Genomic DNA, 12,911 nt, shown 5'->3' on the forward strand with positions numbered 1-12,911 from the left:
GAGGATAGAATGACAAAAATAAGGGTTTGGCCCTCATCTTGGGTTAACCAAATGGGACCGAGAAACGCATGCAAGACCTGTTGACCGAGTATTTGCCGATCTTGATATTTATGGGCATCGCGTTTGGTTTGGCGCTGGTGATTGTGATCGCCTCATTGATTGCGGGCCCTTCGAATCCTGACCCTGAAAAAACATCTGCTTATGAGTGCGGTTTCGAACCTTTTGACGATACCCGCTCTAAGTTTGACGTGCGGTTTTATCTGGTCGCCATTCTCTTCATTATTTTTGACTTGGAAGTTGCCTTCCTCTTTCCGTGGGCGGTGAGCTTGTCTGACATCGGGATGTTCGGATTCTGGTCGATGATGGTGTTTCTGGGCGTGTTAACCGTCGGCTTTATTTACGAATGGCGAAAAGGAGCTCTGGAATGGGAGTGACGATTCCGGCTCAAGTCGAAAGCGATCCAATCCGGGCCACCACGGATGCAGATCAAAATGTCGTCGCCCGCGTGGCGGAAGAACTGCAAAGCAAGGGCTTTGTGTTGTCATCGGTCGATAAGCTTGCCAATTGGGCGCGCACTGGCTCGATGTGGCCGATGTCGTTCGGTTTGGCCTGTTGCGCTGTTGAGATGATGCATTCCGCCATGGCGCGTTATGATCTTGATCGCTTCGGCATGGTGTTTCGTCCGAGCCCACGGCAGTCTGACGTGATGATCGTTGCTGGTACCTTGACCAATAAAATGGCACCTGCACTGCGCAAAGTTTACGATCAAATGCCCGAGCCGCGCTGGGTGATCTCTATGGGGTCCTGCGCAAACGGCGGGGGCTACTATCATTACTCTTATTCCGTCGTGCGCGGTTGTGACCGCGTTGTGCCGGTCGATATTTATGTGCCGGGATGCCCGCCTACCGCTGAAGCCTTGTTGTACGGTATTCTGCAGTTGCACAAAAAAATCCGCCGTGTCGGCACATTGGATCGTTAAGCAGACGATCAAGGAGAAGGCGGATGGAAAAAAATTCAGAAAACACATCGGCGCTGGCCGACTTGGCGGAAGCTCTCAGTTTGTCGCTAACGGATGACATCATCAGTGCGACGGTTGAGCGGGAAGACTTAACGGTATGGGTGCAACCGCCCTCCATTGTTAAAGTGCTCAAGCATTTACGCGATGACAGCAATTGTCAGTTTACACAATTGGTCGATATCTGTGGTGTTGATTTTCTCGATCGCGAAAAGCGTTTTGAAGTTGTTTATCATCTGCTCAGTATGAAGCAGAACCTGCGTGTGCGGGTTAAGGTGGCAGCAAGCGAAGACACGACGGTGCCTTCTGTGGCGAGTATTTTTTCCTGCGCTGATTGGTTCGAACGCGAAATTTGGGACATGTATGGCGTGTTCTTCTCGGATCATCCTGACTTGCGCCGTATTTTGACCGATTACGGTTTTGATGGACATCCCCAACGCAAAGACTTTCCGCTCACCGGCTATGTTGAAGTGCGTTACGACGAAACCCAAAAACGGGTCGTCTATGAGCCGGTTAAACTGACCCAAGATTTCCGCACTTTTGACTTCATGAGTCCATGGGAGGGTGCCGAACACGCACACCAGCAAATGCTCCCGGGCGATGAGAAAGCATCCTAAGATGGCTGAATCCATAGAAGCCGAGATTGAGAACTACACCGTTAACTTCGGGCCACAGCATCCGGCGGCGCACGGCGTATTGCGTTTGGTGCTGGAGATGGGGGGCGAGACGATTGATCGTGTTGATCCGCATATCGGGTTACTCCATCGCGGCACGGAAAAGCTGATTGAACACAAAACCTATCTGCAGGCGGTGCCGTATTTTGACCGCCTTGATTACGTGTCGCCGATGAACCAAGAGCAGGCGTATGCGATTGCGGTTGAGCGCCTGCTCGGCATCGATGTGCCGAAGCGCGGCCAGTATATTCGTATGTTGTTCTGCGAGCTGACGCGCATTTTGAATCACATCATGAACATTGCGTCCTACGCCATGGACGTTGGTGCCATGACGCCGTTTCTGTGGACCTTTGAAGAGCGCGAAAAGCTGATGGGCTTTTACGACGATGTTTCGGGGGCCCGCATGCACGCGGCTTATGTGCGTCCGGGGGGCGTTGCCAGAGACTTGCCGCCGGGATTGGCCGAACGGATTGCCGCATGGGCTGAGAATTTTCCGAAAGTCCTCGACGACATGGAGGGCCTGTTAACCAATAACCGGATTTTTAAACAACGCACCGTCGATATTGGAACCGTTAGCAAGGAAGAGGCGCTGGACTGGGGCTTCACCGGGCCGAACCTGCGGGCCAGTGGATATGCGTGGGATTTGCGAAAAGCCCAGCCTTATGACGGCTATGACGAAATGGATTTCGACATCCCCATCGGTAAGCATGGCGATTGCTACGACCGCTATATCGTGCGTGTTGCTGAAATGCGTGAGTCGCTGCGCATCATTCATCAGTGTTTGAAAAAGATGCCGACTGGTCCGGTGAAAGTTCAAGACCGCAAGATCAGCCCGCCACCCCGGGGCGATATGAAAGGCTCAATGGAAGCCTTGATCCATCACTTCAAGCTGTACACTGAGGGCTATCATGTGCCGCGCGGGGAAACCTATGCGGCCGTAGAAGCGCCCAAAGGTGAGTTTGCAGTTTATCTGGTTTCTGATGGGTCTAATAAGCCTTATCGCTGTCGCATTCGTGCCCCAGGCTTTGTGCATATGCAGGGCATGGATTTCATGCTGCGCGGTCACATGTTGGCGGACGTCCCAGCGGTGCTGGGGTCCCTTGATATTGTGTTCGGTGAGGTCGACCGATGAGCACGCGTAACCTTGCCAAAGAGCAACCAGAGCACTTCGCATTTACGGACGAGAGTAAAGCACGGGCCGAAAGAATTATTGCCAAGTATCCAAAAGGGCGCCAGCAAAGCGCGGTCATTCCTTTGCTGGATCTTGCGCAACGCCAAGAGGGCTGGGTGACGAAGCCTGCGATCGAAGTGGTTGCCGAGATGTTGAGCATGCCGGTGATCCGGGTGCTTGAGGTCGCGACCTTTTACACGATGTTCAACCTTCACCCCGTTGGCAAATGTCATCTGCAAGTGTGCACGAGTCTGTCGTGCTGGTTGCGCGGGTCCGATGATGTGGTGAAGGCGTGCGAAGATAAACTGGGCATAAAGTTCGGTGGGACAACACCTGATGGGGCGTTCACGTTGAGCGAAGTGGAATGCGCAGGTGCCTGTGTGAATGCGCCGGTGGTTGCCGTCGGCGATGATTATTACGAAGACCTGGATTATGACCGCATGGCCTCGTTGATTGAGGCCATTAAAGCGGGCACTCCACCTGAGCCAGGGTCCGCCGCTGGCCGCCAAGGGGCGGAGCCGGAAGGACAGCGCTCGACGTTGACCGAGGATCCAAACTCACCGCCGCAGATGCAAGATCTGGCATCTGCAAAGCAGAAGTATGAAGAGGCCAAAGAGGCCGCTCGCAAAGCGAAAGAGGCCGAAATGAAGGCCAAGGAAAACGCGTGATGTTGCAAGATAAAGACCGCATTTTCACCAATCTCTATGGCGAGCACGACTGGGGCCTCGCTGGCGCCCGTGCTCGTGGCGATTGGGATGGAACCAAAGACCTGATGGCGATGGGCCAGGAATGGATCATTGATGAGATGAAAGCCTCTGGGCTGCGTGGTCGTGGCGGCGCTGGTTTCCCGACGGGCCTGAAGTGGTCCTTCATGCCCAAGACGGTTGGTGAGCGTCCGCATTATCTTGTGGTGAATGCGGACGAGGGCGAGCCCGGCACCTGTAAAGACCGCGACATGATGCGGTTTGACCCGCACAAGCTGGTGGAAGGGTGCTTGCTGGCCAGCTTCGCGATGAATGCGCATGCCTGCTACATCTACATTCGCGGTGAGTTCTATCAGGAAGCCTCGAACCTGCAGGTGGCCATTGATGAGGCTTACGAAGCCGGTTTGATTGGTAAAAATGCCTGCGGCTCGGGGTGGGACTTTGATCTATACCTGCATCGCGGCGCGGGGGCTTACATCTGCGGCGAAGAAACAGCCTTGATCGAAAGCCTCGAAGGTAAAAAGGGTCAGCCAAGACTGAAGCCACCGTTTCCGGCTGGCGTTGGTTTGTACGGTTGCCCGACGACGGTAAACAATGTTGAGAGCATCGCGGTTGCCCCAACAATTTTGAGACGCGGTGCGTCATGGTTTGCTGGTTTTGGCCGACCCAACAATACGGGCACAAAAGTTTTCTGCATTTCTGGCCATGTGAACCGTCCATGCAATGTGGAAGAAGAGATGAGCATTCCGCTGAAGGAGCTCATCGACAAGCATTGCGGTGGCGTCATTGGCGGATGGGATAATCTTCAGGCAATTATTCCCGGCGGGAGTTCTGTGCCGTGTTTGCCGAAAGAAATCTGCGACACTGTTCTGATGGATTTTGATTCTCTGCGCGACGTGAAGTCGGGTCTTGGGACTGCCGCCGTTATGGTGATGGATAAATCCGCCGATATGATTGCTTCGATCACACGTCTGTCTGCCTTTTATAAACACGAAAGTTGCGGACAGTGCACGCCGTGTCGTGAAGGGACGGGGTGGCTGTATCGGGTGATGAAGCGGATGGTGACGGGCGAAGCGTCGCTTGAAGAAATTGATATGCTGGAACAGGTCTCCTATCAGATCGAAGGGCATACGATTTGTGCTCTTGGGGATGCGGCCGCTTGGCCGGTGCAGGGATTGATCCGGCATTTCAGACCTGAATTAGAACAACGCATCAAAGACTATCGTGACGGCAAATTGCCGCGTGCGGCGTAAGGACAAGGTATGCCTAAGCTCACTATTGACGGGGTCGAGATAGAAGTAGAACCCGGGATTACCATCATGCAGGCCGCTGAAGAAGCGGGCGCGGAGATTCCCAGGTTCTGTTATCACGACCGCTTGTCCATCGCTGGCAACTGCCGCATGTGTTTGGTTGAAGTTGAAAAGTCACCCAAACCGGTGGCGTCCTGTGCCATGCCGGTCGGCGAGGGGATGGTGGTGCACACCAAATCCGAGAAGGCTGTTAAAGCGCGCAATGGCGTGATGGAATTTCTGCTGATCAATCACCCCTTGGATTGTCCGATTTGTGACCAGGGCGGTGAGTGTGATCTGCAAGATCAAGCCTTGGCTTTTGGGTATGACCGTGGACGCTATGGAGAGCAAAAGCGGGCCGTTAAAGACAAGTACATGGGGCCGATTGTTTCGACGATTATGACCCGGTGTATTCACTGCACGCGATGTGTGCGGTTTGCCGAGGAGATTGCCGGCGTTACCGAAATTGGCGCAACGGGGCGTGGCGAAGATACCGAAATTACAACCTATCTAGAAGGGGCGTTGACCTCTGAGTTATCGGGCAACGTTGTTGATCTTTGTCCCGTTGGCGCACTGACGAATAAACCGTATGCGTTTACCGCCCGCTCCTGGGAGCTGCGTAAAACGGAATCCGTCGATGTTATGGATGCGGTGGGTAGCAACATTCGCGTTGATAGCCGTGGCCGCGAAGTGATGCGCGTTCTGCCGCGCCTGAATGAGTGGGTGAACGAAGAGTGGCTGGCGGATAAGTCACGCAACGCGTGCGACGGACTGAAGTACCAGCGCCTCGATCAGCCTTATGTGCGTCGCGATGGCAAACTTCAGCCAGCAGAGTGGTCAGAAGCTTTTGCTGCAATCGCTGAAAAAGTCTCCGGACTCAGTGGTGATAAAATCGCGGCCCTGGTTGGGGATACGGTTGATTGTGAATCGACGCTGGCATTGAAAGATCTGATGGGGGCTTTGGGCTCACCACATATGGATTGTCGTCAAGATGGCGCAGTGTTGGACCCGAAGGTGCGCAGCTCCTACCTGTTCAACACGACCATCTCGGGGATTGAAGATGCCGACGCCATTTTGTTGGTTGGCACGAACCCCCGCAAGGAAGCACCGATTTTAAACGCGCGCCTCCGCAAACGGTATTTGGCCGGTGGTGTTAAGATCGCAGTCATTGGGGAAGGTGCTGACCTGACCTATCCCTATGAGCACTTGGGTGAAACAGCGGACGTGCTGGCGCAGGTTGCTGACGGCACCCATGCTTTCGCAAAAACTTTGAAAGATGCAGAGCGTCCCATGGTTGTGTTTGGTATGGGCGCGCTGACCCGTGCGGATGGAGCCGCACTTCTCGCGGCAGGTTATAAGCTTGCAGAAGCGACGGGTATGGTGTCCGGCGATTGGAATGGCTTTAACGTTCTTCATACGGCTGCAGCACGTGTTGGAGCGCTGGATGTTGGATTTGTGCCCGGCGAGCACGGCAAAGACACGCGCGCTATTTTGGATGCTGCGGCCTCTGGTGCGATTGAGGTCGTTTACCTGCTCGGCGCAGACGAAATTGATACAACGAAGCTGAAAAACGCGTTTGTCATCTATCAAGGTCATCACGGGGACGCCGGTGCCCATGTGGCTGATGTTATTCTGCCGGGTGCGGCCTATACCGAAAAGAGCGGCACGTATGTGAACACCGAGGGTCGCCCTCAATTGGGGCAGCGGGCAATTTTCCCGCCCGGTGATGCGCGCGAAGACTGGTCTATTGTTCGTGCGCTGTCTGACAGCCTCGGCAAAACACTGCCGTATGACTCGTTGGATCAAGTGCGTGCGGCTTTGGCCGAGTGTAATTCTATCTTCACGCATATTGATGAAGTTATCGTTGAAGATTGGTCTGCGTTTGGCACAGCAGGCGCTATCGAGGCTACACCTTTGGTGTCGCCTGTAACGAACTATTATCAGACAGACCCGATCAGTCGCGCCTCACGTACGATGGCGCAATGCACCCAAGAGTTTGTGATCGGCAAGTCCGGGAAAGTGACGGGCACCTATGGCTGAGTTATGGACAGGTTACATTTGGCCTGTGCTCTGGATCGTAATTCAGATCCTGATGTTTATGGTTCCTATTCTGGTGAGTGTCGCTTATCTCACTTACGCTGAACGCCGTATTATTGGGGCGATGCAAATGCGGATTGGCCCGAACGTTGTGGGCTGGTTTGGATTGCTGCAACCGATTGCGGATGCCCTAAAGCTTTTAACCAAAGAAACAGTGTTGCCATCCGGGGCGAGCCCGATGGTCTTCTTCCTGGCACCGATGGTGACCTTCTCGCTGGCGATGCTGGCCTGGGCCGTTATTCCCGTGAATGCGGGTTGGGTGATCTCCGACCTGAACGTCGGTGTGCTGTATCTGTTTGCGATTTCATCACTTGGCGTCTATGGCGTGGTGATGGCGGGTTGGGCCTCTAACTCGCGCTATGCGTTTTTGGGCGCGATGCGCTCTGCCGCGCAAATGGTGTCGTACGAAGTCTCCATCGGTTTCATCATGATTACGGTTCTAGTGACTGCCGGGACTTTAAATTTGAGTGAACTGGTTCAGGCACAATCGGAGCCATTGTTTGGCTTCCTGCCGGGCTGGTACTTTATTCCGCACCTGCCAATGTTCATTGTATTCTTTATCTCAGTATTGGCGGAAACAAACCGTCACCCGTTTGACTTGCCAGAGGCTGAGTCAGAACTGGTCGCTGGCTTCATGACCGAATACTCATCGATGTCATTTGCTCTGTTCTTCCTGGGCGAATACGCCAACATGATTATGATGAGCGGCATGGTGACCATTCTGTTCCTCGGCGGTTGGTTGCCCCCGTATGACGTTGCTCCGTTGAACATGATACCGGGCGTGGTCTGGTTCGCGGCCAAAATCGCTTTCTGCTTGTTTGTGTTCATCTGGGTCCGGGCAACCTTCCCACGATATCGCTATGACCAACTGATGCGCCTGGGATGGAAAGTGTTCTTGCCGCTGTCGCTGATTTGGTTGGTGCTGACAGCCGGTTTCCTCGTCTACTTTGATAAATTGCCGGCATAAGGAACGGACTTAGCCATGGCATCTTTTGATCGTACCGCGCGTTCTTTTCTGCTCAGTGAATTGCTGAGTGGCATGTGGTTGACGCTGAAGTATATGTTTGGTCCGAAAGTGACCATTAACTACCCGTTTGAAAAAGGGCCATTGAGCCCGCGCTTCAGAGGGGAGCACGCCTTGCGTCGTTATCCCAATGGTGAAGAGCGCTGCATCGCCTGCAAACTGTGTGAAGCCATTTGTCCGGCACAAGCCATCACCATTGAAGCGGTGCCGCGCGAAGATGGCAGTCGACGCACAACGCGTTACGACATTGATATGACCAAATGTATCTATTGCGGTTTCTGCGAAGAAGCTTGCCCGGTAGATGCCATTGTCGAAGGTCCGAACTTTGAGTTCGCGACCGAGACGCGGGAAGAATTGCTCTACAACAAAGATAAGCTGCTGGCCAATGGTGACCGGTGGGAGTCTGAGCTCGCAAAGCGGCTCGAGCTCGACGCACCTTACCGGTAATTCAGGTCAGACGACGGGGAAGACGAATGCAGCAGGTTAACACTAAAAAGACGGTATGCACCATCGGGGGCGCGCGATGATTGCGGCTACGCTGGCGTTTTATCTGTTCGCGGCCCTTGCGGTTATTGGGGCGCTGAACGTTATTTTTCAGAAGAACCCTGTTCACTCTGTGCTGTGGTTGATTTTCACGTTCTTCAATGGCGCCGGACTGTTTGTTCTGCTGGGTGCTGAATTCGTCGCGATGATTTTGGTCGTAGTGTACGTGGGTGCTGTCGCGGTGTTGTTCCTGTTTGTGGTGATGATGCTCGACATCAACATTACGGTGGTGCGGGAAGGGTTCCTGAAGTATTTGCCCGCGGGTCTTCTCGTCGGGGGACTGTTGCTGGCTGAACTGGTCACCGTGTTCGTGGCGTGGCAGGTTTCTGACAGTGCAGAGGCCATGCGTGCTGCGCCAACGCCCGACCCTGCGGTGATTACGAACACCGAAGCTATTGGTCAGATTCTATATACGGATTATCTCTACGTCTTCCAGGCCTCCGGATTAATTCTGCTGGTGGCTATGATTGGATCTATTGTTCTGACGCACCGTTCTCGTGCAGGCGTGCGTAAGCAAGTGATTGCGGACCAGAATGCCCGTCGCCCTGAAGACACCCTTGAGATCGTTAAGGTCGAGTCAGGGAAGGGGCTATAATTATGGTTGTCAGTCTCGCGCACTTTCTCACTGTTGCTGCGATTTTGTTTACGCTCGGTATCTTTGGGATTTTCCTTAACCGGAAAAACCTGATCGTTATTTTGATGTCGATCGAGTTGATGCTGTTGGCGGTGAACATCAATTTCGTCGCGTTCTCGGCCTACCTCGGTGATTTGGTTGGGCAAATTTTCACCATGCTGGTGCTAACTGTTGCCGCCGCTGAAGCGGCCATCGGCTTGGCCATTGTTGTGGTGTTCTATCGTTCTCACCGGTCTATCGCGGTGGAAGATATTAACGAGTTGAAGGGGTAGGGGCATCATGGAAGCTGCCGCAATTTTCCTGCCTCTGTTAGGGGCACTTATCGCTGGGTTCTTTGGCCGCCAGATTGGTGACCGGGCCTCTCAGGTTGTGACATGCGTGGGCGTTGGGTCCGCTGCTGTTTTATCGATCCCACTGTTCTTTGATGTGGCGATTGGCGGCAACGAGCGCGTTGTGACACTGATGAGCTGGATTAACTCCGGCACCTTTGAAACATCCTGGGCGCTGCGTTTTGACACTTTGTCTGCTGTCATGGTGATGACGGTGACCTGTGTGTCCACACTGATTCACGTCTACTCGGTTGGCTACATGAGCCATGATGACTCGAAGCCCCGGTTTATGGCGTATCTGTCGCTGTTTACCTTTGCGATGCTGATGCTGGTGACCGCCGATAACCTGGTGCAGTTGTTCTTTGGCTGGGAAGGCGTCGGCGTTGTCTCCTACCTGCTGATCGGGTTCTGGTTTAAGAAGCCCTCGGCTAACGCGGCGGCCATCAAAGCGTTTGTGGTCAACCGGGTTGGAGACTTTGGCTTCCTGCTGGGGATCTTTGGCATTTACATGCTGTTTGACGCGGTCACGTTTGACGCGATTTTTAATGCGGTGCCGAACCATGTGGATGACAGGGTAACGTTCTTTGGCATTGAAGGGCATGCGCTAACATTGATCTCGCTGCTGCTGTTTGTCGGTGCCATGGGCAAGTCAGCTCAGTTGTTGCTGCACACCTGGTTGCCAGATGCCATGGAAGGTCCGACACCGGTGTCGGCGTTGATTCATGCCGCAACCATGGTGACGGCGGGTGTGTTCCTGGTGGCACGGATGTCGCCGGTGTTTGAATATGCCCCATCGGCGTTGCAAGTTGTGACCATTGTTGGGGCTTCGACAGCCTTTTTTGCGGCCACCATTGGCTGTGTACAGAACGATATCAAGCGCGTGATAGCCTATTCGACCTGTTCGCAGTTGGGCTATATGTTTTTTGCCTGTGGTGTCGGGGCCTATTCAGCCGCCATCTTCCACCTGATGACTCACGCCTGGTTTAAAGCTTTACTTTTCCTTGGCTCAGGGTCGGTCATTCACGCCATGTCCGACGAGCAAGACATGCGCAAGATGGGTGGCATCTGGAAGCACATTAAGTTCACCTATGCGATGATGTGGATTGGCACGTTGGCTTTGGTCGCGGTGCCGCCTTTTGCGGGATACTATTCTAAGGACCTCGTGCTTGAAGCGGCTTACGCGGCACATTCCAGCGTGGGCACCTATGCCTTTGTGATGGGCATTGGCGCGGCGTTGCTAACGGCATTCTATTCTGGGCGGCTGTTGTTCATGACGTTCCACGGCAAGCCGCGTGCGGATAAGGATGTGATGGACCATGTCCATGAGAGCCCATTGTCTATGACGATTCCCCTGGCTGGTCTGGCCCTTGGTGCCATCTTTGCTGGCATGGTTGGCTATGATGTGTTTGTCGGCGATGGCCGACTAGACTTCTGGCGTGATGCGCTGGCCGTGGTTGGGGCAGATGCTGTTGAAGACGCGCATCATGTACCGGCGTGGGTGGTGTGGTCGCCATTGGTTGTGACGGCGATTGGCCTAGCTGTGTCGTTCCAAATGTATATGCGGAAGCCAGATATGCCAGCAAAACTGGCTGCGGAGTTCCCTGGCGTTTATCAATTCCTGCTGAACAAATGGTACTTCGACGAGCTTTATGACTTCCTGTTTGTGCGCCCGGCCTTTTGGATTGGTGACAAACTTTGGAAGAAAGGCGATCAAGGCATCATTGACCGCTTTGGTCCTGATGGCATTTCATCCTCCATTGCCAATGGCGCGCGCAAGCTTGGCGCTGTTCAGTCTGGTTATCTCTATCACTATGCGTTCGCGATGATCATTGGCGTTGCCTTATTCGTATCGTGGATTGTGGTGGGGGGCTGAGCAGATGAACGGATTTGCTGAAAGTTTACCGCTGCTGAGCGTGGTCACGTTTATGCCCTTGCTGGGCGTACTTTTGTTGCTGACGATTCGCGCCGATGACCCAGAGATTGTGGCCCGCAACTGCCGGTGGGTGACGTTGTGGGTTACGCTTGGGGCGTTCCTTGTCTCGCTGCTGATCTGGGCGAATTTCGACAAAAGCACGGCCGACTTCCAGTTTGTGGAGAAGGCTGAGTGGTTCCCGCTGTTTGGGATCAACTACCATATGGGAGTGGATGGCATTTCTATGCTGTTCGTCATCCTGTCCACCTTCCTGATGCCGATTTGTGTGTTGGCCAGTTGGGATGCGATTAAGACCCGTGTGCGGGAATACATGATCGCGTTCCTGATCTTAGAGACCATGATGATTGGCATGTTCTGTGCCTTAGACATGGTGTTGTTCTACCTGTTCTTCGAAGCTGTGCTGATCCCTATGTTCCTGATCATTGGGATTTGGGGTGGGGCGCGGCGCGTGTACGCGGCCTTTAAGTTCTTCCTCTATACCCTGATGGGCTCGGTGCTGCTGCTGGTCGCGATTCTGGCCATGTACTTTGTTGCGGGTACTACAGACGTACCGACGCTGATGGCGACGGAATTCCCGTTCCAGATGCAGTTCTGGCTGTGGCTGGGCTTATTTGCGTCATTCGCAGTGAAAGTGCCGATGTGGCCTGTGCATACCTGGTTGCCGGACGCCCACGTGGAAGCGCCAACGGCAGGCTCGGTTATTCTGGCTGGAGTATTGCTGAAGATGGGCGCTTATGGCTTCCTGCGCTTCTCTCTGCCGATGCTGCCCCTGGCCAGTGAATACTTTACGCCATTGATTTACGGCCTTTCCATTGTCGCTGTGATCTACACATCCTTGGTGGCTTTGGCCCAAGAAGATATGAAGAAGTTGATTGCTTATTCTTCTGTCGCGCATATGGGGTTCGTGACCGTCGGTATTTTTGCCGCGACGCAGCAGGCTGTTGAGGGGGCGATCTATCAGATGCTGAGCCATGGGGTTGTTTCTGGTGCATTATTCCTCTGTGTGGGAGTGGTGTACGATCGTTTACACACCCGCGAGATCAACCGTTATGGTGGCTTGGCCAATAACATGCCGAAGTATGCACTCGTCTTTATGCTGATGATGATGGCCTCCGTTGGTTTGCCAGGGACGGCTGGCTTCGTCGGCGAGTTCCTGGTTCTGACCGGAGTGTTCCAGGTTAATACGTGGGTTGCGCTGTTTACCGCGACCGGCGTGATTCTGGGAGCGACCTATATGCTGTATCTCTACCGGCGCGTCATTTATGGCGAGCTGGTGAAGGAAGACCTTAAAGGTATGACCGATCTCAATCCGCGCGAAGTTGCCATCTTTGCACCTTTATGTGTGGTGGTGATGTGGATGGGCGTTTATCCGATGTCGTTCCTGAGTGTGATGGATGTTTCTGTTGCGAAACTTATTGCCGATTATCAGTCAGCGATTGACGCCAACACGGCCATGCTTGGCCTGGCGGATGGCGTGCGCGTCGCGTTGGGCCGATAG

The 12,911-nt window shown here is 53.9% G+C and carries 13 protein-coding genes; all 13 read left to right on the forward strand.

What is annotated here, in order from left to right; all coding sequences use genetic code 11:
- The first annotated feature begins 68 nt into the window (after positions 1-68).
- The 13 genes from RIC29_15110 (at position 69) to RIC29_15170 (ending at position 12,911) form a co-directional block, all read left to right on the forward strand.
- Positions 69-434, forward strand: a complete 366-nt coding sequence (locus RIC29_15110) for an NADH-quinone oxidoreductase subunit A (protein ID MEQ8736253.1) — start codon at positions 69-71, stop codon at positions 432-434.
- Positions 425-979 (forward strand): NADH-quinone oxidoreductase subunit B family protein, encoded by a 555-nt coding sequence (locus RIC29_15115; GenBank protein MEQ8736254.1) that lies wholly within the window; start codon positions 425-427, stop codon positions 977-979. The genes RIC29_15110 and RIC29_15115 overlap by 10 nt, the downstream gene beginning before the upstream one ends.
- A gap of 23 nt (positions 980-1,002) precedes the next feature.
- Complete coding sequence (locus RIC29_15120) at positions 1,003-1,632, forward strand: NADH-quinone oxidoreductase subunit C (protein MEQ8736255.1); 630 nt, start codon at positions 1,003-1,005, stop codon at positions 1,630-1,632.
- Position 1,633: 1 nt separating this feature from the next.
- Positions 1,634-2,821: an NADH-quinone oxidoreductase subunit D gene (locus tag RIC29_15125; protein MEQ8736256.1), complete on the forward strand. Its 1,188-nt coding sequence runs from the start codon at positions 1,634-1,636 to the stop codon at positions 2,819-2,821.
- Entirely contained in the window at positions 2,818-3,528 is a 711-nt protein-coding gene (gene nuoE, locus RIC29_15130) for an NADH-quinone oxidoreductase subunit NuoE (GenBank protein ID MEQ8736257.1), read from the forward strand. The genes RIC29_15125 and nuoE overlap by 4 nt, the downstream gene beginning before the upstream one ends.
- Positions 3,528-4,817, forward strand: coding sequence for an NADH-quinone oxidoreductase subunit NuoF (nuoF, locus tag RIC29_15135; protein MEQ8736258.1), 1,290 nt, complete (start codon positions 3,528-3,530; stop codon positions 4,815-4,817). Before nuoE ends, nuoF begins: the two co-directional genes overlap by 1 nt.
- Before the next feature lie 9 nt (positions 4,818-4,826).
- The gene (gene nuoG, locus RIC29_15140; protein ID MEQ8736259.1) at positions 4,827-6,893 is read left to right on the forward strand and encodes an NADH-quinone oxidoreductase subunit NuoG; all 2,067 of its coding nucleotides are present in this window, start codon (positions 4,827-4,829) and stop codon (positions 6,891-6,893) included.
- A complete protein-coding gene (gene nuoH, locus RIC29_15145; protein ID MEQ8736260.1) occupies positions 6,886-7,917 on the forward strand; it encodes an NADH-quinone oxidoreductase subunit NuoH in 1,032 nt (343 codons plus the stop codon). Before nuoG ends, nuoH begins: the two co-directional genes overlap by 8 nt.
- A 15-nt stretch (positions 7,918-7,932) precedes the next feature.
- Entirely contained in the window at positions 7,933-8,421 is a 489-nt protein-coding gene (nuoI, locus tag RIC29_15150; protein ID MEQ8736261.1) for an NADH-quinone oxidoreductase subunit NuoI, read from the forward strand.
- A 76-nt stretch (positions 8,422-8,497) separates the two neighbouring features.
- Complete coding sequence (locus RIC29_15155) at positions 8,498-9,112, forward strand: NADH-quinone oxidoreductase subunit J (protein ID MEQ8736262.1); 615 nt, start codon at positions 8,498-8,500, stop codon at positions 9,110-9,112.
- 2 nt (positions 9,113-9,114) lie between these two features.
- Positions 9,115-9,423 (forward strand): NADH-quinone oxidoreductase subunit NuoK, encoded by a 309-nt coding sequence (nuoK, locus tag RIC29_15160; GenBank protein ID MEQ8736263.1) that lies wholly within the window; start codon positions 9,115-9,117, stop codon positions 9,421-9,423.
- Positions 9,424-9,430: 7 nt separating this feature from the next.
- On the forward strand, positions 9,431-11,353 hold the full coding sequence (nuoL, locus tag RIC29_15165) for an NADH-quinone oxidoreductase subunit L (GenBank protein ID MEQ8736264.1): 1,923 nt from the start codon (positions 9,431-9,433) through the stop codon (positions 11,351-11,353).
- 4 nt (positions 11,354-11,357) lie between these two features.
- Positions 11,358-12,911: an NADH-quinone oxidoreductase subunit M gene (locus RIC29_15170; GenBank protein ID MEQ8736265.1), complete on the forward strand. Its 1,554-nt coding sequence runs from the start codon at positions 11,358-11,360 to the stop codon at positions 12,909-12,911.

Source organism: Rhodospirillaceae bacterium, assembly GCA_040219235.1.
Lineage (GTDB): Bacteria > Pseudomonadota > Alphaproteobacteria > Rhodospirillales > Rhodospirillaceae > WLXB01.

Bases quoted from the DNA above. Each gene is read 5' to 3' on its own strand.
- RIC29_15110 (MEQ8736253.1), top strand. From the start codon at position 69: ATGCAAGACCTGTTGACCGAGTATTTGCCGATCTTGATATTTATGGGC.
- RIC29_15115 (MEQ8736254.1), top strand. From the start codon at position 425: ATGGGAGTGACGATTCCGGCTCAAGTCGAAAGCGATCCAATCCGGGCC.
- RIC29_15120 (MEQ8736255.1), top strand. From the start codon at position 1,003: ATGGAAAAAAATTCAGAAAACACATCGGCGCTGGCCGACTTGGCGGAA.
- RIC29_15125 (MEQ8736256.1), top strand. From the start codon at position 1,634: ATGGCTGAATCCATAGAAGCCGAGATTGAGAACTACACCGTTAACTTC.
- nuoE (MEQ8736257.1), top strand. From the start codon at position 2,818: ATGAGCACGCGTAACCTTGCCAAAGAGCAACCAGAGCACTTCGCATTT.
- nuoF (MEQ8736258.1), top strand. From the start codon at position 3,528: ATGTTGCAAGATAAAGACCGCATTTTCACCAATCTCTATGGCGAGCAC.
- nuoG (MEQ8736259.1), top strand. From the start codon at position 4,827: ATGCCTAAGCTCACTATTGACGGGGTCGAGATAGAAGTAGAACCCGGG.
- nuoH (MEQ8736260.1), top strand. From the start codon at position 6,886: ATGGCTGAGTTATGGACAGGTTACATTTGGCCTGTGCTCTGGATCGTA.
- nuoI (MEQ8736261.1), top strand. From the start codon at position 7,933: ATGGCATCTTTTGATCGTACCGCGCGTTCTTTTCTGCTCAGTGAATTG.
- RIC29_15155 (MEQ8736262.1), top strand. From the start codon at position 8,498: ATGATTGCGGCTACGCTGGCGTTTTATCTGTTCGCGGCCCTTGCGGTT.
- nuoK (MEQ8736263.1), top strand. From the start codon at position 9,115: ATGGTTGTCAGTCTCGCGCACTTTCTCACTGTTGCTGCGATTTTGTTT.
- nuoL (MEQ8736264.1), top strand. From the start codon at position 9,431: ATGGAAGCTGCCGCAATTTTCCTGCCTCTGTTAGGGGCACTTATCGCT.
- RIC29_15170 (MEQ8736265.1), top strand. From the start codon at position 11,358: ATGAACGGATTTGCTGAAAGTTTACCGCTGCTGAGCGTGGTCACGTTT.